This is a genomic window from Psychrosphaera sp. F3M07 (assembly GCF_018860345.1).
In the GTDB taxonomy this organism is placed as follows: domain Bacteria; phylum Pseudomonadota; class Gammaproteobacteria; order Enterobacterales; family Alteromonadaceae; genus Psychrosphaera; species Psychrosphaera aquimarina.
Genome location: NZ_JAHKPJ010000017.1, coordinates 1 through 24550 on the forward strand (window position 1 = coordinate 1; position 24550 = coordinate 24550).

General features: G+C 38.4%; 20 protein-coding genes. 6 read left to right on the forward strand and 14 right to left on the reverse strand.

All coding sequences use genetic code 11. The features are described 5' to 3' along the window. Positions 1 to 439: 439 nt before the first annotated feature. The 6 genes from argS to KO505_RS08435 all read right to left on the reverse strand — a co-directional run bounded on the left by argS (position 440) and on the right by KO505_RS08435 (position 8814). Complete coding sequence (gene argS / locus KO505_RS08410) at positions 440 to 2176, reverse strand: arginine--tRNA ligase (RefSeq protein WP_216055015.1); 1737 nt, start codon at positions 2174 to 2176, stop codon at positions 440 to 442. Between the two features lie 294 nt (positions 2177 to 2470). Beyond that, positions 2471 to 4060, reverse strand: a complete 1590-nt coding sequence (gene prfC, locus KO505_RS08415) for a peptide chain release factor 3 (protein ID WP_216055016.1) — start codon at positions 4058 to 4060, stop codon at positions 2471 to 2473. A 325-nt stretch (positions 4061 to 4385) separates the two neighbouring features. Beyond that, positions 4386 to 4679 (reverse strand): hypothetical protein, encoded by a 294-nt coding sequence (locus tag KO505_RS08420; protein WP_216055017.1) that lies wholly within the window; start codon positions 4677 to 4679, stop codon positions 4386 to 4388. Then, positions 4679 to 5638 carry a carbohydrate kinase gene (locus KO505_RS08425; protein ID WP_216055018.1) on the reverse strand — a complete coding sequence of 320 codons (960 nt, stop codon included), beginning with the start codon at positions 5636 to 5638 and terminating at the stop codon, positions 4679 to 4681. Before KO505_RS08425 ends, KO505_RS08420 begins: the two co-directional genes overlap by 1 nt. An 11-nt stretch (positions 5639 to 5649) precedes the next feature. Continuing rightward, a complete protein-coding gene (locus KO505_RS08430) occupies positions 5650 to 7572 on the reverse strand; it encodes an alpha-amylase family protein (RefSeq protein ID WP_216055019.1) in 1923 nt (640 codons plus the stop codon). A gap of 9 nt (positions 7573 to 7581) precedes the next feature. Continuing rightward, positions 7582 to 8814, reverse strand: a complete 1233-nt coding sequence (locus KO505_RS08435; protein ID WP_216055020.1) for a sugar MFS transporter — start codon at positions 8812 to 8814, stop codon at positions 7582 to 7584. A gap of 436 nt (positions 8815 to 9250) precedes the next feature. Here KO505_RS08435 and KO505_RS08440 point away from each other — a divergent pair, with 436 nt between their 5' ends. The 4 genes from KO505_RS08440 to KO505_RS08455 all read left to right on the forward strand — a co-directional run bounded on the left by KO505_RS08440 (position 9251) and on the right by KO505_RS08455 (position 16863). Beyond that, entirely contained in the window at positions 9251 to 12151 is a 2901-nt protein-coding gene (locus tag KO505_RS08440; RefSeq protein WP_216055021.1) for a TonB-dependent receptor, read from the forward strand. A gap of 132 nt (positions 12152 to 12283) precedes the next feature. Beyond that, positions 12284 to 13693: a glycoside hydrolase family 32 protein gene (locus KO505_RS08445; protein ID WP_216055022.1), complete on the forward strand. Its 1410-nt coding sequence runs from the start codon at positions 12284 to 12286 to the stop codon at positions 13691 to 13693. A 202-nt stretch (positions 13694 to 13895) separates the two neighbouring features. Next, positions 13896 to 15389 (forward strand): tryptophan halogenase family protein, encoded by a 1494-nt coding sequence (locus tag KO505_RS08450; RefSeq protein WP_216055033.1) that lies wholly within the window; start codon positions 13896 to 13898, stop codon positions 15387 to 15389. 1 nt (position 15390) lies between these two features. Beyond that, the gene (locus KO505_RS08455) at positions 15391 to 16863 is read left to right on the forward strand and encodes a tryptophan halogenase family protein (RefSeq protein ID WP_216055023.1); all 1473 of its coding nucleotides are present in this window, start codon (positions 15391 to 15393) and stop codon (positions 16861 to 16863) included. Positions 16864 to 16955: 92 nt separating this feature from the next. Here KO505_RS08455 and ahpF read toward each other — a convergent pair whose 3' ends face one another. Both ahpF and ahpC read right to left on the reverse strand, forming a co-directional pair. Then, complete coding sequence (ahpF, locus tag KO505_RS08460) at positions 16956 to 18524, reverse strand: alkyl hydroperoxide reductase subunit F (protein ID WP_216055024.1); 1569 nt, start codon at positions 18522 to 18524, stop codon at positions 16956 to 16958. Between the two features lie 145 nt (positions 18525 to 18669). Next, positions 18670 to 19233: an alkyl hydroperoxide reductase subunit C gene (ahpC, locus tag KO505_RS08465; RefSeq protein ID WP_216055025.1), complete on the reverse strand. Its 564-nt coding sequence runs from the start codon at positions 19231 to 19233 to the stop codon at positions 18670 to 18672. A gap of 241 nt (positions 19234 to 19474) precedes the next feature. Here ahpC and KO505_RS08470 point away from each other — a divergent pair, with 241 nt between their 5' ends. After that, positions 19475 to 20401, forward strand: a complete 927-nt coding sequence (locus tag KO505_RS08470; RefSeq protein WP_216055026.1) for a hydrogen peroxide-inducible genes activator — start codon at positions 19475 to 19477, stop codon at positions 20399 to 20401. 362 nt (positions 20402 to 20763) lie between these two features. Beyond that, positions 20764 to 20964, forward strand: coding sequence for a DUF2061 domain-containing protein (locus KO505_RS08475; RefSeq protein ID WP_216055027.1), 201 nt, complete (start codon positions 20764 to 20766; stop codon positions 20962 to 20964). A 99-nt stretch (positions 20965 to 21063) separates the two neighbouring features. On the opposite strand, the gene rimI is transcribed toward KO505_RS08475, so the two are convergent. The 6 genes from rimI to KO505_RS08505 form a co-directional block, all read right to left on the reverse strand. Continuing rightward, positions 21064 to 21525, reverse strand: coding sequence for a ribosomal protein S18-alanine N-acetyltransferase (rimI, locus tag KO505_RS08480; RefSeq protein WP_371819982.1), 462 nt, complete (start codon positions 21523 to 21525; stop codon positions 21064 to 21066). A gap of 5 nt (positions 21526 to 21530) precedes the next feature. After that, positions 21531 to 22046 (reverse strand): hypothetical protein, encoded by a 516-nt coding sequence (locus KO505_RS08485; protein ID WP_216055028.1) that lies wholly within the window; start codon positions 22044 to 22046, stop codon positions 21531 to 21533. A gap of 197 nt (positions 22047 to 22243) precedes the next feature. Further along, on the reverse strand, positions 22244 to 22675 hold the full coding sequence (locus tag KO505_RS08490; protein ID WP_216055029.1) for a GNAT family N-acetyltransferase: 432 nt from the start codon (positions 22673 to 22675) through the stop codon (positions 22244 to 22246). A gap of 109 nt (positions 22676 to 22784) precedes the next feature. Beyond that, positions 22785 to 23393 carry a DJ-1/PfpI family protein gene (locus KO505_RS08495; RefSeq protein ID WP_216055030.1) on the reverse strand — a complete coding sequence of 203 codons (609 nt, stop codon included), beginning with the start codon at positions 23391 to 23393 and terminating at the stop codon, positions 22785 to 22787. A gap of 136 nt (positions 23394 to 23529) precedes the next feature. Beyond that, entirely contained in the window at positions 23530 to 23709 is a 180-nt protein-coding gene (locus tag KO505_RS08500; protein ID WP_216055031.1) for a DUF6435 family protein, read from the reverse strand. A gap of 168 nt (positions 23710 to 23877) precedes the next feature. Next, the gene (locus KO505_RS08505; protein ID WP_216055032.1) at positions 23878 to 24345 is read right to left on the reverse strand and encodes a YHS domain-containing (seleno)protein; all 468 of its coding nucleotides are present in this window, start codon (positions 24343 to 24345) and stop codon (positions 23878 to 23880) included. Between the last annotated feature and the right edge of the window lie 205 nt (positions 24346 to 24550).

The window sequence follows — 24550 nt, forward strand, 5'->3', positions numbered from 1 at the left end:
ACGGGAGAAATAGCAGCTCATTCTCTACCCATTGCCTTCTGTGCTCATAAGATTGATGAGTTAATTTATCTTCGCCGCATAAAAATGCCCTACGCACACAACGAGATATACAATGATAATAAGGCGTATCCTCTAAGCTTATTTGGCTTTTTCTTGGTTTAGGCACTGTAACCTCTAAAACATCATGTATCGATATAGGTACAAATAATATAGCCTAGTTTATATAACTGTCAAATTTGAGTGGGTGTCTCTGTTATTCCTGTATCGATATGGGTACAAAGAATATAGCCTAGTTTCTATGACTGTCAAATTTGAGTGGGTGTCTCTGTTATTCCCTGTTATTCCCTTTCCTGAAAACAAAAAAACGGAGCCAATGGCTCCGTTCTCAATAAAGTTAGATGTTCCTTTTAAATAAACCGGAAAGGTAAATTCAACAAAGTTACATTTTCTCCATTGTTTCAATACCTAACAAGTCCAACCCTTTTTGTAGCGTATTCGCCACTAACAAACTTAACGCCAAGCGGCTGTTTTTGGTTTCTTCAGGAATGCCATCTTTCAACATTGGGCAAGCTTCGTAGAACGTCATGAACAAGCTAGAGAGTTCATATAAATATGAACATAACAAATGCGGTGTTAAATTTGCGCTAACGCCGTTAATGGCTTCGACAAATTGTAATAACTTAACCGCTAATGCTTTTTCTTGATCCGCTTCAATAATCACTGAAGCATTAAAGTTATTTGCATCCAATCCAGCTTTACGGAAAATACTCTTAATACGTGTATAAGCGTATTGTAAATACGGTGCCGTATCGCCTTCAAAGCTAAGCATGGTGTCCCAGTTGAAGATGTAATCCGTAGTACGATTCTTGCTTAAATCGGCGTATTTGATAGCACCAATCCCAACTTTACGAGCAATTTCTTTTTGCTCATCAGCACTTAAACCAGATTCGCGTTCAGCTAATAATTTCTCTGCACGTTCAACGGCTTCATCTAATAATTCAACTAACTTAACCGTACCACCAGTACGAGTTTTAAATGGCTTTCCATCTTTACCTAACATCATGCCAAATGGGCCATGTTCGTAAGTTGTCGACTCTTTGATTAACCCACCTTTACGACCAACTATTTCAGCTTGTTTAAAGTGAAATGCTTGACGCGCGTCAGTAAATATAATGATCCTATCAGCGTTTAGCTCAAATGAACGATATTTCATTGCTGCCAAATCTGTTGTGGAATACAAAAAACCACCGCCCGACTTTTCAACAATATATACAGCTGGCTCACCATCTTTATTAGCAAGTTCAGGTAAAAACACAACTTGTGCGCCTTGATCTTTAACAACAATACCTTGCTGTTTTAAGTCTGCAACCACATCAGCTAACATTGGGTTGTAAGCACTTTCACCCATGATATCTTCATGTTTTAAATTAACATTTAATTTTTTGTAAACTTGTTCACTGTGCAATATAGATACGTCGATAAACTGTTGCCATAGCTTTTTACATTCAGCGTCACCGCCTTGTAACTTAACCACGTATGCTCTTGCTCTGTCGGCAAATCCGTCTTCTTCATCAAAGCGTATTTTAGCCTGACGGTAAAAGTCTTCTAAATCCGACAATGCCGTTGTAGCGACTTCTGACGCTTGTAATTTGTCTTGTAAATGCGCTATCAACATACCAAATTGCGTGCCCCAATCACCCATGTGATTTTGACGAATAACGTTATGACCAAGAAAATCAATAACGTTAGCTACCGCATCACCAATAATGGTTGAGCGTAAGTGACCAACGTGCATTTCTTTAGCTAAGTTAGGAGCCGATAAATCGACAACAACGGTTTGCGCTGACTCTTTTTCAACCGACAAACGTTCATCAGATAATGCAGTTTCAATCTGTGCAGCCAACCACTGTGGTTTTAACTTAACATTGATAAAGCCCGGTCCAGCAATGTCTAAACTTTCAGCAATATCATCCATTTCAACCAGTTCAACAATTTGCGTAGCAATTTGACGTGGGTTTTGTTTTAACAGTTTGGCTAATCCCATGGCACCATTAAATTGATATTCACCAAACTCAGGTCGTGTACTTCGAGCCAAAGGTGCAGATGCATTTTCTGCTCCTTCAATTTTTGCTAAAGCTTGTTTAAATCTGTCTTGTACTAGCTGAAAAACATTCATTCTTTTTTACCTTGCTGAGTCTTATTTTTTTACTCGGTCTAACTGTGTTTGAGCTTCGAGAATCGAGTATCGAGTTGCGAGTTGCGAGCTTCGAGTATCGAGTTGCGAGCTGGAGTAACGAATGTCGAACTTAATCGCTCGTAGCTCGGTACTCGTAGCTCGTCGCTAATTTCATCTTTTGATTCTAATTGCAGATGAATCGTTCGAGGTTGAGTAAGAAGCGCGCAATGTATGCCAATACATGAGCACTTCGAACGATAAGATCGGACGATTCAGCAAATATTAGTTCAAAAGCTAGTGTTCACGTGTTTCTGTGAACACCACCTCTGGATAACGCTCTTTCGACAAGTTCAAATTAACTCTGGTTGGTGCTATGTATGTTAAATTATTGCCACCATCTAGGGCTAAGTTAGTTGAACATTTACGTCTGAATTCTTCGAATTTTTTATCGTCTTCACAACTTACCCAACGGGCGGTTGCTACGTTTACAGCTTCGTAAATGGCTTCTACGTTGTATTCCGATTTTAAGCGTTGGACGACGACGTCAAACTGAAGAATACCTACTGCGCCTACGATTAAGTCGTTGTTATCGAGTGGTCTAAATACTTGTACTGCACCTTCTTCCGAAAGCTGGATAAGACCTTTTAACAATTGTTTTTGTTTTAATGGATCTTTTAAGCGAATACGGCGGAATAATTCTGGTGCAAAGTTTGGTATACCGGCAAATTTAAAATCTTCGCCTTGAGTAAAGGTATCACCAATTTGAATGGTACCGTGGTTATGTAAACCTATGATATCGCCTGGATAAGCTTCTTCAACTGCAGATCGGTCACCGGCTACGAAGGTTAATGCGTCTGAAATTCGGACGTCTTTACCTAGACGAACATGATTCATTTTCATGCCTTTTTCATATTTTCCAGAAACGATACGCATAAAAGCAACACGGTCTCTATGTTTTGGATCCATGTTGGCTTGAATTTTAAAAATAAACCCTGAGAAATTTTCTTCGTTAGCAAAAACTTCACGTACTGACGTTTGACGAGGCATCGGGGTTGGTGACCACTGAGTTAATCCATCCAACATATGGTCAACACCAAAGTTACCTAGAGCGGTACCAAAAAAGACAGGCGTTAATTCGCCTGCTAAAAATAAATCTTGATCAAACTCGTGTGATGCACCAATGACAAGTTCAAGTTCGTCACGCATTTGAGCAGCTAAGTCTTCACCGATAGCAGCATCAATTTCTGGGTTGTTTAACCCCTTAATGGTGTTCACTTCCTGAACCGTACTACCTTGACCGGTTTGATATAAAATGACTTCATCACGGTGAATATGGTAAACCCCTTTGAAGAGTTTGCCGCAGCCAATTGGCCATGTAATTGGCGCACATGCAATTTTTAGTTCATCTTCAACTTCATCCAATACTTCCATTGGATCACGAATATCACGGTCTAATTTATTCATAAACGTGATGATAGGCGTATCACGTAAACGTGTGACTTCCATTAACTTACGCGTTCGGTCTTCGACCCCTTTTGCGGCATCAATAACCATTAAACAAGAGTCAACGGCCGTTAATGTACGGTACGTATCTTCAGAGAAATCTTCGTGTCCTGGGGTATCCAGTAAGTTAACTAAGCTACCTTTGTAAGGGAATTGCATAACAGATGTCGTGATCGAAATACCACGATCTTTTTCCATTTCCATCCAGTCAGATTTGGCATGCTGGTTTGAACCACGGCCTTTAACGGTACCCGCTTTTTGTAAGTGGTTTCCGTATAATAAAACTTTTTCGGTGATGGTGGTTTTACCCGCATCCGGATGTGAGATGATCGCAAACGTGCGACGGCACTCAATTTCTTTGTTTAACTGGGCATCTGTCATTATATAAATCTTATATCGGAGTACTAACTGAAGTACTAAAACCCAAAGAGCTGAAACTAAAGGTTTTGCGTGTCGTTAGTTGGTAAATTTTTAATGGCGCGATTATACATAAGAGTTAGGGAATTGAGTAGTAAAGCATCACTGCAAATGGAAGAAATAATTGAATATATTTTTAATCTTACTCGTTGGTTTAAACATTAGCCGATTATTACCAATAACTAGGTTCCCCTTTTGCCAATATCAATCACAAAAATTATAAAATTACCGCTTTTATATTAAGCGGTAATCATTAACAAAAGAGGTAACCATACCAAACTACGTTTGCTTAATTGACAAATGTTTGTTTGGACTTACCAACTTCAAGCTCACTGTCTTTATTAAAGCTTTGATTGTTCATCGCTGTAGCTTTATTTTCACTAATGGCTTGTTCGGCTTTAACACGTAAATCAGCATGTTTGCGTTTTTCTTTGGCTAAATCCGCGTGTTTTTTTAGCCAAGTATACATCTTAATATTCGAAACTTTACATTCAGCTGCGGCCGCAGAAATACTGTAGTCGTCAAATATTACTTTGCCTATTGCCTTAAGTTTAAATTCTAAACTGTAGTCTTTGTCAGACATTAATATTGACCTTGGCGTTCAAACTTCTCAGCCATTACACGGTCAGGCAGAGCCGGAAATGCCCCTTGACGAGTTACTGTATATGCTCCGCAACAAGCGGCAAATTGAACAGCTTGGATTAGCTTTTCTGAACAAACAAACGTATCAAGGTTAATTAATGAGATGTTTTGTTTGTTAAGTTGATATAAAAAACCACCGATAAAGGCATCCCCTGCAGCCGTGGTATCAACGGCAATTACTTCTGGGGCTGTAACCGAAATTGACGTGTTTTTTGTCATACATATAATTGGATTGGCACCATCGGTTAACATTACCAGTTGGCACTTTTGGGTTAATAAGGTCTGTAAAAAATCTACGATATCGGCCTTATCAACTAGAGCTTCAAGTTCTTCTAAACTGACTTTTATCACATGAGCCATTTCCATATAAGCAATAATAATGGATTGGTAATCGGCTGTGGCTGGCCATAAATTTTTTCTAAGGTTAACGTCCATGCTTACAAGGCAATCGTTTTGCGTGGCTAACGTTATGCCGTGTTTTGTACTGTTAGCTATAGATTCATCAGTCAAACTGTTTGAGCAAAAGTGGAAAATGGTACTTTGTTGAAACATGGTTAAGTCAAAATCGTTAGGACGAAATAACAAATCAGCTGCAGGTGGTCTATAAAACTCAAAACTACGTTCCCCTTCAGCGTCCAACGAAACAAAAGCGAGGGCCGTTTTAGCTTGATCCGTCCAGCGAACAAACTCAGTATTAACCGCATATTCATTTAAACTTTGATGTAAATATTTACCAAACATATCGTTTCCGAGCATTCCGCTAAATATTGCATTGCCTCCCATTTTGGCAATAGCTACTGCAGCATTAGCTGGCGCTCCACCGGGGAATTGTTTAAAGGTACCGGGTTCCGTCGATAACATATCGATTAATGCTTCGCCAAAACATATTACATTTTGCATAATGATCTCTATTACTTAGTTAGCCAAAGAATTTGATAAGGTGCCAAGGTCAGCTCCCTGACATTTGTGTATCTGGTATCACTTATTTGATCGGTCAATTCTAGGTGGTCCTCCACATCAAGTTCATGCAGTGAAACCGTCTGGGGGAATTCACTAAAATTCGCGACAAAAGTAGCAGTGCCAATTGTTGCGTGACTACGTTTATACGCCAACAAATTAGGCTGGGTTAACAACAAGATTTGGGTGTCACTCTCACCTAAGATGGGAGAAGCTTTTCTCAGGGCAATCATTTTCTTTATCGCAGAAAATACCGCATGTTGTGCTGTTCCTAAGGTATTGGCCGCCACCAACATATTTGTGTTTAATTTAGGTCTATTTACCCAACGACTGTCGTGTTTTTTCTTGTCATCTTGTTCAAATGAATAATCATTTAGCGCGGCTAATTCATCACCTTGATATAAAAGTGGTATACCACCAATAGTTAAAATAATGCCATGGAGTAATTTAATTCTGGCGACAGCATGTCCAATGTGTTCTTGGTTTTGACTGATTAAGGCTTTTTCCAATCCACATAATGACGCCAATGAACCGCACACTCGGCAGTCGCCATTTTCCGGGTTATATTGAAATCCTAACCCTTTTGAAAACGAACCTTCAAAACTTCCGGTATAAAATTTATTTAAAAATTCACGATGAGATTCACCATTAATTCCCAATTCGCCCGCATCGGCATCATCAAATGTCCAACCAATATCATCATGGCATCGCGCGTAGTTCACCCAACTACAGTCATTGTTGATGGTAAAACGTCGTTGCAAACTTAATTGTAAAAGCTCAGTTTTACGGGTGGCTAGCGACTCCCACATTAATGCCATTAACAAAGGGTTGTATGAGGTTTGGCATTCTTCTTTACCAATATATTTAACCACTTCATCTGGGTGCACTATCGCTTCTGATTTAAATACAACACCAGGGCAAACTATTTCACGACAAACGTTAAATGCTTGGATCAATAAATGTGCTTTTGGTAGGTTTTCACATTGTGTGCCTTTCTCTTTCCAGACAAAAGCCAATGCATCCAGGCGCAGTAGATCACAGCCTAGATTAGCTAAATACAACATCTCCTGCGTCATCGCTCTAAACACTGCCGGGTTTCGATAATTCAAATCCCATTGAAAACTATTAAATGTTGTCCAAACCCATTTCTGCATATCATCTAAATAAGTAAAACAACCGCGGCGTACCGATGGGAATATTTCTCTTAATGCGTTGTCATATTGGTCGGCGTCCTCTCGGTCTGAGAACAAAAAATAATAATCTTGGAATTGCTCATCACCTTGTTGTGCTTTCTGAGCCCATTGATGTTCATCAGAGGTATGATTAAAAACAAAGTCGAGTACTAAATTAATCCCCGCTTTTTTTAATGCAACAGCCAATGCTTTTAAATCTTTAGTTGCGCCTAATTTGGGGTCAACTTGTCGGTAATCTGAAACGGCGTAACCCCCATCACTATCACCTTCTGGTGATAAATACAGAGGCATTAAATGCAAATAAGTGATCCCTAGTTCTTGGTAATACGGTATTTTGGTGATCAAGGTTTGCAGATCATCGGCCACTAAATCAACATAAACAGCCATGCCAACCATTTGCTCATTTCGATACCAAGAAGGATTTAAAACCCGCTGTTCATCCGATCTTTTTAAAGAAATCTTACGTTTTTTAAAACTTCCCAATAGCTCACATACTAAAGCTTCAATATGTGAATATAAGTCGTATTGATTATCGTATATTGTTAATAACAACCTAAATAATCGAGGAAAGTTTTGTTCAAGACGTTGTTCAAAAACTTGAGTTTTATTAGAGAGTAACGCCTGATACTTACCCGAAGCTTTAATTCTAGTTAAGCATTGTTGGCATTGTTTATTATGTTCCATGCCCAATCCCTAATTATTTTCTGATTGTTTTTGTAACAACAATGCTTGTGCTGGTTTAAATTTCCAGTTGTAAGCCAAACCAACAAATAACAACACAGCAAAAACGGTTGCAACGTAAAAACCATATTTTGCTTGTCCGCCCATAAAATCACTCACAATAGCCATTAATAAAGGGCCTAAAGAAGCGGCGACAGCGGTAAAAAATAAAATAACGCCAGCGATAGCTCCATGTTGATCCTTAGCGAAACAACTGATGCCTTTTGAATTCAAGGTTGGATATATCATTGCCATAAATAAGCCTGACATAGGTAATAATATAATCGCTGCGCCTAGTCCCAAGATCATGCTTAATACATAACAAAGGCAAATTGCAGCAGAAAATAACATCATCGCCAATTCCCAACTAATATGTTTCAACACCCAAACTGCGCCAAAGCGCCCCAATGCCCTTAAAGTAAAAAATAAGGTAATAGTCCAGGGAACTAACGACTCTAAAGATCCGGTATAGGTAGATAAAAGTGAAGGCATCCAAACATAAATAGCCGCTTCCGTAATAACGTAAAATGCAATTAATGCAGAAAAGCCCAATGCTGCAGGTTGTTTAGCTATAAGCAGAGTTTGTTTTAGGTTTTGTTCTGACTGTTGATTTCTAACATAGGTAGGGTATTGAGTAATTGCAGCGACAATACAAAGACCAATACATAAAATCCCAGCCACAATATACAGATATTTCCAAGACACATCGTTGGCCAATAAATAACTAACAATGAATGGTCCAATAATAGCGCCTACCCCAAAAAATCCTTCAACTAGATTCATGGTTCGGGTGTGATCCGCATTAGAAGTAGTAATATCACCCACAAGGGCTAAAGCGGCTGTCTTAAAAATACCGATAGCGGTTCCAGAAAGAACCAATAAAAATAGGAAAAAACTAAAACTATTACCTACTACAAACAAACCACAGGCAAGTGAAAATATAGATAATCCAATAATGATTGTTACTTTTCGACCTAACCTATCGGCCAAAAAACCTAAAAACATGCCGCTAGCAGCAATCGCTATCATCGGGCCGTAATGAAAGGCACTGGCTTGAGTATGTGTGAGATTAAACTCTTTAATGATCTCTGGAATGATCACACCAACAGCATCTGTTGTCATCGCAAACATCATAAACATTAAGTATGTTAATATTCGAATTAGTTGGTTATTTATTTTATTAGTTTCCACACGTTCGCCCCCCATTATATTCCCCTGTTTTTGATTTATTATAATTAATTTACCCGACAACTTAATCGAATAAGTTTCAATCATAGTTCAAAATACCAACAAATATCCAGATAAAAATACAATTCATAGTGTATTTAACCTAAAAAGCCCATAAGAAAGGGGCTGAACTAGAATTACCTTATTAAAATTTGAATACAATTAAAATAAGTAACTTTTATTTACATTTAAAATCAGACACTTAGAAATTAATTAACAAATAACCTTAATCGATTAAGAAAAATACTTGATTAAAAAACATTCGTTGCCTAATATTATTCTCAATAAAGTTAGCTCAAATAAAAATAAATACGAAAGAGCTGAGAACAATTTTAAACGTTTGTTTGGTTTTTTTAGAAAACTAACACTTTTAACATTTAATAGTTATACATAATAATAAACAGGCAGGGTACTCATGAAACATTCAACTTTATTTACACCAACAGTATTGTCGCTTGCAGTATCTGCGGCAATGTTCTCACAACAAGTTATTGCTGAAGATGCAGTTGCAGATGAAATCGAAGTTATTTCTGTAAAAGGTATACGCGGCTCATTAATTAGATCTCAAGCTACAAAAATGGAAAATACATCAATAGTTGAAGCAATTTCTGCGGAAGACATTGGTAAACTTCCAGACTCTTCAATTGCTGAGTCATTATCAAGATTACCAGGATTAGCCGGTGAGCGTTCAGGCGGAAGAACGTCAGGCATTTCAGTTCGTGGTTTTAAAGAAGACTTTACTGGCACTTCATTAAATGGTCGAGAGCTGATCGGTATTGGTGACAATCGCGGTGTTGAATATGATTTATACCCAGCAGAAATTATGACCGGGGCTACTATCTTCAAGTCATCAGATGCTTCTCTTCTAGTTCAAGGTATTGGTGGCACAGTTGATTTAGAAACTGTAAGACCTTTATCAGCACAAGAAACTCTAACACTAAATGGTAGCTTTGAAATAAGTGGACAAGACTCTGACAACCCTGAGTTTGACAATAATGGTAAACGATTTGCATTGTCGTTTGTTGAAAAATTTGCCGACGACACCATTGGTTTAGCCGTCGCAATTGCATCAACAGAGTCACCAAACAACCAACGTAAATATGGAGTATGGGGATATAATGCAAATGACGATGGGCAGATTCTACCTACTGGTTTGGACTCTCAATCTATCAGTACAGAATTAAAACGAGATACTATTTCAGCAGTTTTACAATTTCAACCAAATGATGACTTAAATATCATCGTTGATGTCCTTTCAATTGATTACTCTGATTCTGGTGTATTGAGAGGTTTTATAGAACCATTTTCATCAGACAATGTCACCGGTACTGGCGTGAATGCATCAGGAACCCAAACGGGTGCTAATCCAGTGTTACGAACAGATCCATTACAAAAAGATGGTGAACTAACAATTATTGGTTTTAATGCCAACTACTTTGTAACTGATAACTGGTCAGTGAATTTAGATATCGCATCCAGTAAATCTGAAAAACGTGACCTACGTGGTGAGTCATATGCAGGTCTAGCACGTTCAGGCGCACTTGATTCTAGTGCATTTGGAACCCGTGATTTTACTATGTCAGCCGATGGTATTATGTTTACAGATTCATCGGGACTTGACGCGTTTTCTAATCCAGATGCTCTTCAGCTAACAGGTCCTCAGGTCTGGGGTGGCGGCTTAGCTAATTTAGCTGATCAGTTTGAAACTAATGTATTACAAGCAAACGGTGATGAGTTTAGTTACTTCAATGCTCAGGATGGTTTCTTAAACTATGCAGACTTCGAAGAAGAGCTAGTGACAACTCGACTTGAAGTTAGTGGTACCATTGATTCTAATTTTATAACGGCTGTAGTTGCAGGTATTAATTATAGTGACCGTAGTAAATTGAAGGACAATAAAGGCTTCTTTGCTACATCTTCTGCGTATCCATTATCCACAGGTATTCCTTCAGAGTATTTATATAATGGCTTAGCCGATTTAACGTGGGCAGGCTTAGGCAAAGTTGTCGCTTATGACGGTTTTGCCCCATATAACGACGGCACATACCTGTTAAATGACGCAGGATTACTTGAACCTGATCGACTTGGTGATAGCTTCGAAATATCGGAACAAGTTATTACTTTTTACACAAAAGCTGATTTTGAAACTGAATTATCTAATCTTCCAGTAACTGGTAACTTTGGCTTCCAATACGTAGACACCTCTCAAGAGTCATCAGGCTATATTGGTGTTATTGGTTCAAACTTCGCGGTGTGCGACGACGATAACAACGGCGTAGTAGACACGAGCTGTATGGTTACTAATGGTGCAGACTATTCACACTTCTTACCAAGTTTAAATGTGAATATTGAGGTTATGGATAAAACCTTTGTTCGATTTGCTGCAAATAAAACCATCAGTCGTGCTCGCATAGACCAAATGAAAGCATCTGGTTTTGTTAAATTTGACCAAAATATTGATCTAATTTCTATACCTAACTCGCCATCAGACGTTGAAAACTATGGTTCTCCATGGTCAAAATTTACCGGCAACCCAGAATTAAAACCTTTGGAATCTAATAATTTTGATTTATCTGTAGAGAAGTATTTTGTAGAAGAAGGATACGTTGCTGCAACTGTATTTTATAAAGACTTAGTAAATTGGACTCGAGATGGAAATGAGTTAATAGACTTTAGAAATGATGTTAGTAACGATAATGCAGACTACTTTATCGCAGGCTTTCATGACCGAGTGGTGGATCAAGACGGTGCATACGGCCCGGCTGATATTCAATACTCTGCTGGTGACGTTATCACGCCTCCTAATAATGGTTATTACTCATACTTTGAAGATGGGTTAACTGGGACGGTTAAAGGACTTGAATTAACGGCAAACATTCCATTTGGTAAATTCAGCTCTAACTTAGATGGCTTTGGGGTGGCGACATCGGCTACCTACATTGATGCGGAGTTGAGTGACGGAAGTAGAATTCCTGGTCAATCGGATAATACTATTTCAATGACGACATATTATGAAATGTCAGGCTTTGAAGTTCGTATAGCAGCAACAAAACGATCAGACTTTTTAACTTATCAACGTGGCGGCTCCAACAAAATTGAAAGTGCAAGCCGTGATGCTGTAACACTCGTTGATGCACAAATTAGCTATGACTTCTCTGAGTCTAATATTAGTGCGCTAAAAGGGCTTAGGATTTCACTTCAAGGTACCAACTTGACTGATGTCGATGAAGAAACTGTCAATGACGATGGTATTGTTACCACTCGACGCCAGTTTGGCCCGTCGTACGCACTTAACTTTAATTATTCATTTTATTAATCGATAAAACCGTTAACTAATAATAAGTCCTCAGTTAATACCTGAGGGCTTTTTTATTATGCTTAAATTGCAGCTACATTTAGTCTGTAATCCAAGCTCATGAAGTAATATATATACCGTTTGAGAAAAATCATGAAACATAATAACTGTACTGAGTCTGCTCAATGGAGACCTTCTATCCACTTTTCTCCAGAGAAAAACTGGATCAATGATCCAAATGGTATGGTCTATTTTGAAGGCGTATACCACTTATTTTATCAATACAATCCTGATGGTGATAGACATGCCAACATGCATTGGGGACATGCAACATCAACTAATTTAGTGAATTGGCAACATCATGAAATAGGCATATATGCCGATCCAGATGGTCTTGGTTATATTTTTTCTGGTGGCGCTGTTGTTGACATTGATAATACAAGTGGCTTAGGAAATGGCAAACAACCTCCCCTAGTGGCTACTTTTACTCATCACTCTGAAGATGAATTACAAGTTCAAAGTTTGGCTTATAGCCAAGACGGTGGAATTACTTGGCAAGAATATGCTAACAATCCTGTGATACCCAACCTAGGTATTAAAGATTTTCGAGACCCTAAAGTCATCTGGGATGAGATTAACAAACAATGGGTTATGGCATTAGCTGCCGGACAAGAAATTCAATTTTTTGTTTCAAACAACTTAATCAACTGGCAGTTAGTCAGTGCATTTGGTGAAGGAGTTGGGGCACATGGCGGTGTGTGGGAATGCCCTGATTTATTCCCATTAACCACGCCAAGCGGTCAAACTAAATGGGTACTCCTTGTCAGTATTAATCCAGGCGGCCCTAACGAAGGCTCTGCCACTCAATATTTCATTGGTGACTTTGACGGACAACAGTTTACGTCTGAGCAAACCGAAACTCTATGGTTAGATTATGGCCCTGACAACTACGCAGGTGTCACCTGGGACGGTTTACAGACCGTCAATAACAAGCGTATTTTCATCGCTTGGATGTCAAATTGGATTTATGCCAACGAAGTCCCAACCCACCCATGGCGAGGCGCGATGACGCTTCCTAGAGAACTTACTTTAGTCGAGACAACTAACGGACTGGCTTTGGCAAATATGCCAAGCAACGAAATATTAAAATTACGTTCAGAGTTTAATATTAAAAAAGAAGATAAAATTGTTGTCCCAGAAGACTGTGCCTATGAAGTGGTTTGGACGTTCGATAGGTCTTCTGGTAATAACAGTCTTACCCTTGCCAATTCAGAAAATGAACGGTTAGTCATTACTTATGATGTTAACACTAATATGCTTTTATTAGACCGTAGACAATCTGGTTGGACTGATCATGGGTTTGCACAAGTTGCAAAAGCACCTCTGAAATCAATGGAACCAAGTAATATTACCGTTTCAATTTTCATTGATAAGTCGAGCGCTGAAGTTTTTTGTGAAAATGGGTTAACAACATTAACGTCTACTATTTTCCCATCACGCCCTTACCGTGACTTAACGACAAGTCGTAATAGTGTTGTTAAGTGTTTTAAATTACTGCCTTAATTTAACTAAAGTTAGATTATGGGATTACCTACTTTACCACTATATACACGTATATTTTGTGTAACCTCCCCCCTTAAGTTTGATTTCTTAAGGGGTATTTTTACTTTTAATGTATTAGACTCTAAAACGATACAACTTATTTAACATATTAATTTTGTTGATAATTTATTGTTCAGTTAGCTAACGATTAAGGCAAACAATGATGACAGGTGCGATTAATAGAATAGTAATAGCGGGTGGGGGCACTGCCGGTTGGATGACCGCGGCAATGATGTCTAAGGTGCTACCAAAGTCGGTTGAGATTACGTTAGTGGAGTCTGAAGCTATTGGCATCGTTGGAGTTGGCGAAGCAACGATTCCCCCCATCCAAACCTTTAATCAATATCTTGGTATCGATGAAAAAGCCTTTTTAAAAGAAACTAATGGATCTATTAAGCTTGCAATTAAATTTGAAAATTGGCGAACTGAAGGTGAAAGTTACTATCATACCTTTGGCTCTCCCGGTGCCAACATGGGATTTAGTAGTTTCCAACACTACTGGTTACGAGCGAAAAAGGAGTTAGGGCTAAACGCATCGTTATGGGATTTCGATCTTAATTATTTGTGCTGTGAACAAAACAAATTCAATAAAATTAATAGCAATAACCCAATCCATCAAATGCCTTATGCATATCATTTTGACTCTGGACTTTATGGTCAGTTCCTTAGACGTTATTCTGAAAAACAAGGTGTTAAGCGTGTAGAAGGTATAATCCAACATGTTAAACAAAATCCTAACTCTAGATTTATTGAGGGATTACAACTTGAAGATGGCCGTCAAATTGAAGCTGATTTTTTTGTAGATTGTACAGGCACTCGCGGTTTACTTTTGCAACAAACGTTAGGTGTTCAATACCAAGATTGGTCTCATTGGTTACCCGCAGACTCCGCCATAGCGGTAGCGACTGAAGAGTTGGATATTATTCCTCCTTATACTCGAAGCATCGCGCAAAATGTTGGTTGGCAATGGCAAATACCACTCACTCATAGAACCGGCAACGGCATTGTTTACAGTTCATCTTATTGTTCTGACGATGATGCTATGGAGACCTTAACCGATAATTTACCAAGTAAAATGTTAGGTACACCAAGAAAGTTATCATTTAAAACAGGCAAAGTTGAGAAACAATGGCACAAAAATGTGGTTGCCATTGGATTAGCAAGTGGTTTCTTGGAACCATTAGAATCAACCAGTATTTATTTGATCCAATCCGCTGTAGTTAGATTAATGAAAATGTTCTCAACCCAAGGGCATTATGACTCTGTGATTAATGCGTTTAATCGTGAGTCGGATATTGAAATTGAAACAATTCGAGATTTCATCATTTTACATTACAACTTAAATGAACGTACTGACTCTGATTTTTGGCGTGATATGCGAGACTTAACATTACCACCTCGACTGGCACAAAAAATCGAATTATTTAGAGACTCTGGCGCTATATTTAATGATCAATATGATATTTTCTTAGACGCATCCTGGTTACAAGTCATGTTAGGTCAAGGTGTTACCCCTGCTAGTTACCATCCTAGTATTGATGGCATGAGCGGCACCGAATTAACAAATATACTGACCCAATTACGTCAAGCTAAACAAGCGCCCGTCGCACAAATGATGTCACATCAACAATTTCTAAAAAAATACACAGGGGCTTAAAATGGATAGTCCTATGCGTATTATCATTGTGGGTGGTGGCACTGCGGGCTGGATGGCTGCCAATTTATTTGCCAAACGTTGGGCTCACCTCCCTATTCAAATTACGGTAGTGGAATCCCCCGATATAAAAACCGTCGGGGTAGGTGAAGGTTCAACCCCGACATTACAGCAGTTTTTTAAACAGTTAAACATCCTTGATGAAGACTGGATGCCCCATTGTAATGCCACTTATAAATATAATATTAAGTTTTCAGGTTGGAGTCCTGGCTCTGGAATTGATTCTTACAACCATCCCTTTTTTACTCAGCTTGATACCTTTACTGAACGACCATTCACGGTAAATTGTTACACCAGACGTTTAGGTTTAGATGTCATCACACAACCAGATACGTTCTTTTTTAATTCCTATTTAACCGAACATCATAAACTGCCTTATACACCAGATAATTTTCCTTTTGAGATCAATTACGGTTATCACTTTGATTCACAAAAACTAGGGCAATTCCTTATGGGACATGCCAAAAAGTTAGCTGTGGAGCATAAATTGTTAACGGTAGATACCGTCACATTAGCTGACAATGGTGATATTAAAGAATTACACGGTAGTAAAGGTGAAGTAGTGAAAGGCGAGTTCTTTGTAGACTGCACCGGCTTTCGTTCGCAGTTATTACAACAAACCTTAGGGGTCACTTTTAATTCATTTAACGACAACCTATTCAATGATGCCGCGATAGTCTTGCCAACGCAGGTACATAACGCCAAGTTTGAAACACAATCTATTGCTATGTCTAATGGTTGGCGTTGGCAGATCCCCCTGACTCATCGCCAAGGTAATGGGTATGTTTACAGCAAAGATTTCCAATCGCCTGACAAAGCCGAGCAAGAACTTAGGCAAAGTCTCGGCTTATTAGACAGTGATGTGGAAGCAATGCATTTAAATATGAAAGTGGGCCAAGTAAACAAACATTGGCATAAAAACTGTCTCGCTTTAGGTTTATCCCAAGGCTTTATTGAGCCACTTGAAGCGACTGCATTGCATTTAGTTCAAATATCGATTGAGTCGTTTATGGACCGTTTTCAAAATGGCAATTACCAAGAAACAGATAGAGACGAATTTAATAAACTAACGAAGGCCCGGTTTGATAGTGTTCGTGATTATATAGTTGCTCATTATAAATTAAACACTCGCAACGACAGTGACTATTGGCTGGCGAACCGAGACAATAATAATTTATCTGACTCGTTATTACAGTTATTAGACACTTGGTTTACCAATGGTGATTTGGCACAAGAGATAAAAACGCAAAATGCACACTCGCATTTTGGTAACGCCTCTTGGCATTGTTTGTTAGCCGGTTACGGTACTTTCCCTCAACTGGCCGCAAACCAACCTGGTACAGGTGATCAATTTCATGAACATCAATTGCATCGTTTTTTACATGGGTGTTTATTAAATTTTAACGCCGCGAAGTAGTGACTTTACCGCTAGTTTAATAAAAAAGTGCCGTTCAAGTTAGAACGGCACTTATGTTTTTGGGAGATGAATTAGGCGGTTTGCTTAAGCAATTAACTTTCCCTAATAATATAATCAAAGGCTGAAAGCGATGCTTTTGCGCCCTCGCCCATGGCGATGACAATTTGTTTATATGGCACGGTGGTTACGTCGCCACATGCAAATATACCAGGTTCTGATGTTTGTCCTTTTTCATCTATGATGATCTCACCATGTTTGGTTCTATCCACGACACCATCAACAAAACCACTGTTTGGCACTAAACCAATTTGCACAAATATCCCAGATAACGCCTGTTGATGTTGCTCCCCCGTCAGTCTGTCAGTATAAGCCAATGCGGTAACTTTACCGTTTTCAGCAATCACTTCTGTGGTGGCAACATTTTTTAAAATGGAGATCTTTGGGTTACTTTCTGCTTTGTCGATTAACACTTGGTCAGCTTTTAATTCAGGCATAAATTCAAACACAGTCACATGGTTAACCATTCCGGCTAAATCAAGAGCCGCTTCAATACCTGAGTTACCGCCACCAACAACAGCCACGTCTTTACCTTTAAAAAATGGGCCATCACAGTGTGGACAATAAGCGACACCATTACCGATATTTTCTTTTTCTCCCGGGACACCAAGCTCACGCCAGTTTGCCCCAGTAGCTAAAATGATGGTTTTACTTTCAATCACTTCGCCTGTTGATAGGTGTAGTGTCTTGACTGATGGTTTATCAGAGCTGCCCCTTTCAATACGGTCAACGCGCAAATGCTCTTTAATCGTAATGTCATAGTCATCTAAATGACTTTGCATATTGCCGGTTAATTCCGTTCCGGTTGTTTTAGGTACTGAAATAAGGTTTTCAATACCCACAGTATCTTTTACCTGACCACCAATCCGGTCAGCGATCATAGTCACTTTTAAGCCTTTTCTAGCACTATAAATGGCAGCGGCAACCCCTGCTGGACCACCACCTATAACGGTTACGTCTTGTTGAGGCAATGTTTCTTGTTTGATGTTATTAGCAATTTCAGGCGCGATTGATAATAACTTTTCAACTAGCTTGCCTGTGTCTATTTGACCATTTGCAAAGATTTCACCATTTAAGTAAACACTTGGCACACCTTGTATATTGCGTTGCTCAATAAGCTCTGGATATAACCCACCGTCGATCATCTCAGTGGTTATATTGTCATTAAGCAATGCAAACTGATTTAATGACTGCACAACATCTGGGCAGTTATGACAACTTAGGCTAACAAACACTTCAAACTTTAATGGTTTACTTACCCCTTTGATCAAAGACTGAATGGTTTGATCTAGTTTTAGGTTGGTACCGGATGAATGTAAAATAGCTAATACCAAAGAACTAAATTCATGTCCTCCTGGGATACCTGAGAAAAAAACGCCATTAAACTTACCATCAACCTGCAAACCAAAACTGATCGGACTGCGTAACTCTGGTGATGTTTGTTCAACTAAAGTTAAGTTATCGGTTACGGACACCACTTGTGTTAAAAATTGTTTTAACTCATCACGTTTTGGATGCTCACCAGTATTTAAGACTAAGGTGACAGCATGTTGCATGTTAGCGGTGTAAGTTTTAAGTGCATTGATTAATTCATTATTTAACATTGATATACCTTTGCCTATTTAAAGGCCGCTTAGACTGGAAACGAAAAATAGGTGGCAGGCGTAATACACGCCTTTAAAACAATTCGATTGTTAAACCACCTCAGATATTTATCTCAATATGAGCCTTAAAAAGGCTCATTTCAGATTAGATCTTGCCAACAAGATCAAGGCTTGGTGTTAATGTCGCTTCACCTTGCTCCCATGCAGCTGGACATACTTCACCGTCGTTTTCACGAACGTATTGAGCCGCTTTTACTTTACGAACCATGTCTTTAGCGCTACGGCCAATACCACCAGCATGAATTTCTGCTACTTGAATAACCCCATCTGGGTCCACCAAGAATGTACCGCGGTGCGCCATGTGGTCTTCTTCAATCATTACGTCAAAACCGCGGGTAATGTGGCCAGTTTGGTCGCCAAGCATTGGGAATTTAATTTTGCCAATTGCGTCTGACGAGTCATGCCATGCTTTATGCGAGAAATGTGTGTCTGTTGATACTGAATACACTTCTACGCCTAAACCTTGTAACTCTTCATATTGGTTTGCCATGTCTTCTAATTCAGTAGGACATACAAAAGTAAAATCCGCAGGGTAGAACAAGAAGATTGACCAGCCTGTTTTAACGCTGTCAGATGTTACTTCTGTGAACTCGCCGTTATGGAATGCTTGAGCTTTAAAATCTGGGATTGTTTTGCCTATTTGAGCCATGATTATTTCCTTAGTTACTCGTTATGTAATTAATAGTTAGTTAAGAACAAAAGCACGTTTGCTTTCGATGGAGTGATATTACGAGGTATTTATGGTTTAGAAAATTTAATAAAATTGAAGTTTACGTTCAGTATTTTAGAACCTAGTTAATTTGAAATATAAAAAGATTAACCATACTAAGATTGCTTTATTCCAATGAACCTGCTTAAAATTGGTTTTTCGTTCAATTAATTAGAATTATATGATCTCGTTAAAACAACTTACTTACGCACTGGCTGTTGAACAAACCTTACATTTTAAAAAAGCGTCTGAGCTTTGTAATGTCTCACAGTCGGCACTAAGTACCGCTATTACTGAATTGGAAAAACAATTAGATTTACAAATTTTTGAGCGCAACAATAAAAAGGTGATCATCACTGCCGAAGGTTTGTTGGTGTTAAATAAAGCGAAACAGATCAAAATGGAAGTAGATGAGTTATACCAATTATCACAAATGAATAAGTCGGCATTAACCTCACCGATGACTATGGGCTTAATTCCCACGATAGGTCCTTATTTATTGCCAAAAGTATTACCTGAAGTTAGGCAACAATACCCGCTATTTAAATTGTCTATTGTGGAAGAACAGTCGCATAACTTAATTGAAATGGTCAGAAATGGTGATATTGATGTTGCCGTTTTGGCACTGCCTTTTCCTATTGATGGCTTAATGGCTTTTGAATTTTGGCAGGAAGATTTTTATTGGGTTGCCCATAAAGATGAATGCCCATTGCAAATTCAAGAGATCACCAGTGACGAGTTAGAGCTAGAAAAATTAATGTTATTAAAAGAAGGACATTGTTTAAAAGACCATGCGTTGGCCGCCTGTAGTTTACCAATTAATAAAACTGAAACTAAAAAAGGCAACAAAGGCAATGCTAGTTTTAACTCCACCAGCTTACATACCTTAATTCAAATGGTGGCGGGCAAATTAGGCACAACCTTAGTGCCGCAGATGGCACTGGATCAGTTAATTCATACTGAGTCAGAACTTACCGCGGTGCATTTAAACGAACCTGGGCCACATAGACGTTTGGCATTTGTTGTTCGTCCTAACTACGTCAAAACCAGAGACATTGAATTGTTAAAACAGATCTTTACTCATCAGTTAGAGCATCATTGCTCTTAAGTTTCGAGTGGCGAGCTTCGAGTGCCGAGTTTCGAGTGCCGAGTTGTGAGTTGTGAGTTGCGAGTGCCGAGCTTCGAGTGGCGAGTTGTGAGTTGTGAGCTGTGAGCATATTCTAAAAAAGTGAACGTGAATATATATTTTTCAAAATTTACAGATTGACAAAACTTATAGATACTTATTCCATCAACCAAGAGAAGGAATAAAATTATGATATTTTTAATCGACTATATTGAACAATACATTAACAACCATTTTTCTAATACAGACACAAAAGCTCAGATTACAGAGTGTAATTACCAAGACAACTATTATGGTGATCAAGTGTGCCAGTTAATCAATAAATAGCTTGGGGGAGATGGACGATGGCTAAAACAACGACCTTTGCAATCACACACTTTTCTGTTGCTTTTACAGTGACTTATGCTTTAACGGGTGATCTCATGATTGGCGGATTAATTGCGGTTATCGAACCTGCGGTAAATACCGTCGCTTATTATTTTCATGAACAATTTTGGAATAAGTTGAGTAATAAGAACCGTCTATTATTAGCGCAGAATTGTTAATGTAACTGGTATTTTTATACCAGTTGCATTATTAAAACAGCTGATTAGTCACTCTCTATTACTTACCGTCTATTAATCGCCGTCTATTAATCACTCCTGTTAATCAGAAAGTAAGGATTTTTTCATCAACAAGGCGGTTTCTCTGTCTGACGAATTTGGAATTGAGTAATACTCTTTCCTTTTTCCCGTCACTTCAAATTTATAAGACTCATATAAGCTGATGGCTTTGGTATTAGACTCTCTTACTTCTAAAAATATATCTTCTGTATTTAACGACCTTGAGTACTCAATAAAGTGTGCCATCAACTTTTTGGCTAACCCTTTACCTTGGTGTTGTGGAGCGATACAGATATTTTCTAAGGTCATTTCACCAACAATAAAACTGGCAAAATAATAGCCTAAGATTTCATTATCTTGTTGCAAGTAGAAATTATGGCTTCGGGCATTAAAGCTAGATTCGAATATTTTTTTAGTCCAAGGGGAAATATGACTTTGCTGATCAATTTCAACTAACCAAGGGATATGGGCATAGGTTAATTCTAAAATCTGTATTTTTGCCACGGTAATTAACTTTCTGTGTTTTGTTGAGCTGTGTGTGGTTGCAGTAATAACCACAATTCTTTTTTCTGTGACAAACTTAATTCGTTTGGTAAAGGTGATGTGATCATTATATTTTGATCTATCGATTCCATTTGCACATATTGTACTTGCGCTTTTGGAGCAACATTCCAATATAACTGGTCTTTTAATTGTGCCAAGCAATGGTTAAATGCCATAACCGACAATTGCATCTGCGGGAACAACACCGCTAAATCACTTATCAATTCAGGCGAACAGTCTTTCCAATAATCAACCACGGTTGGCGCTTCTGCTTTAGTTTCACTCAAGTCCGGAGGAATATCGGCAGTAGCTGTTTTAGTCGCTTGAGGTCTAGGCCTTGTAGGTTGCGTACTTGCAACGTTTGCAGGTTGAAGTGTCTGTTGTATCTCTGTGGCATCATCCGATTGCTGATATTGGTCATTAAGATCATAAGGAGTTACCCCTAATTCAACTAAACATTGCTGTTGTAATGACGAATACAAAATGACGTTCTCAAGATAAAATAAATGACGTTTAGATAGTAATTGAATTCAACTTTTAATGGAATGGGAAAACACGATTAAAGCCATTGTTATAAGTTAGGTAAAGCTTATATCAATTTTATAAAGTAAGACGGGAGCACTTAAGATTATTAGCCTTAAGCGCAACTACTGTCTAATACGGTTGAGGTAACCGGTACTTATAACTTCATATGTAAAATTGGAAATGGTTTACCCATATCATCTAATGGCGAACGTGAAACCACGGTAAACCCTTTATGTTGATAGAAACCTACCGCTAAAGGATTTTGTTCATTCACATCAACACTCGTTGCGCCCATATTGGTTATTGCATATTGCAACAACACACTACCAAGGCCCTGCCCTCTTGCATGATCATCGATAAATAACATTTCAATCTTGTTGTTGTGGCATCCCACAAAACCTAAAATTGTACCGCTTTCATCTTTTACACACTTTAAGCTAACGGCTGCAAACGCTTGTTCCATGATAATGGGTTTAAAAAACTCAATGTCTTCTTCTGTTATAAAGTCATGAGTAGCTCGGACTGAGTTTTCCCAGATATTTAACAATTCTGCAAAATATTCAGGAAGCACATTTTCTACAATCATAATATTCCTTTCATTAATCGAGTACTTTGTGCAGCCGCGAAAGGCAATGTTACCAAGAGTTGTTGGATGATTAAAAGATTTTCATAAAATGGCTAAATAAAGCTGCAAATCAATTCTTCCGCCAATCAAATTCCATTTGCTTAGCGGTATTTTCTGCAAGGTGTATATTTACCAGTTTGGATACTAAATGCAGACTCATATCTATCCCCGCAGAAATGCCACCGGACGTAATGTATTTACCTTCATCAACCCAACGTTTACCGCTTATAACGGTTAAGTTTGGATAAGCTTGTTGTAGGTCGTTGATATCCTCCCAATGAGTCGTAACATTAAGTCCATTTAATACACCGGCTTGTGCCAAGATAAAAGCGCCTGTACAAACCGACGCGACTACATTAGCCGATTTATCTTGTTGTGCTACCCAGTTAATAACCGCAGCTTTGTTGAGCTCGTGTGTATGCACACCGCCCACAACAATCAATACATCTATATTTGGGTGATTAGTGAAATCATAATGTGGCAGGACGTTATACCCCCCTCTAGCTTTAATAGGTAAGGTAATGTTAGAAGAACTTGAAGTGCCCGTGTTTTCTGCAACTAAGAACACATTAAAAATATTTGGGGGATTCGATAATCTATTGGCAGTAGAAAACACTTCAAAAGGCCCAGAAAAGTCTAATACCTCTGCTTCATCGTAAATATAAATACCAACATTCAATGTAATTACTCCGTCTTAAGCTAGGTCATTAATCTATCAGGCTAACTATAAATAACCTTATAATTAATTAACCTAATTAATGAAACCTGGCGGTATAAGCAAGTTAAGTTGAAGGCTCAATACTAAACAGAAGCAATTAAATTTTATTAGACGGGTCTATTTCAAGTATCTGCTCTCTGATCTTCTCAGCTTCAGCTGTGATCATCGAATAAGCACGAATATTACCATTGCGTTGTGCGAGCATAGCTTCTTCAAGTTTACGGTCGTACAACTTATTCAGCTTTTTGGTTGGGTCTTTTTTAAAAAATGAAAACATAAATAATAACTACTGTTAAAGTGGAGATTGTAAGGTTATACGTAAAGTAAGATGTTTTGGATTTGTTAAAACCGTAGTTAATTTAAAACGTCATTAACTGATTGAAATAGTAAAGCTAAACAAACCTAATTATTTAGCCTTACTTACTTGAGTAGTTAGTCTGGATAGTTAATCTTGGTATTTTTTAACATTGGTAATTTCAGGGTAAAATTTATCCGCCGATACAATGTCATTCTCCATATTAGCAAACCATTCCTGTTGAACCGACTTGTTGTAGTTTAAATATAATTTGCCATTTTCTATATGCCAAACCTCAGGATCCACACCGGCTGTTTTACCGCCTGACATAGCCCAAGCACAATAAGCACCATACTGAGGTGCATACTTAGTTGGCGCTTGTTTAAATAACTCCAAATTCTCTTGGCTAGAAAAACGCCAAGTCGCATCCCGCCAAGTTAACTCAAACTTGTCACTGCCTTCAACGGGTTTGTTTACCGTGAAATAAGCCACCGAGTCGTATCCATCAATAGCAAGATCATTAAAAATCCCAGTGCTAATCGCATCATCTGCGGCCATGGACGAAAAGCTAAATAATGCAGAAATAAGTAAAAATGTACGCGTAATTAATTTTGTCATGTGAACCTCGTTTATTAACTACTTTAATAAACCGTGGATTTAGGAAAATACTTTCAAAGTGTAGGTGTTATATTTTTTATTTGCATAGGGGTAAGGGGTTATTTAACAACTAAGTCAACGACTTTGATCCCATTGAATAGACGCTAGCTACGAGAGGCGAGTCTCGAGCTTCGAGGAAAAGAAAAGTAAGCGGTAAGCGGTAAGC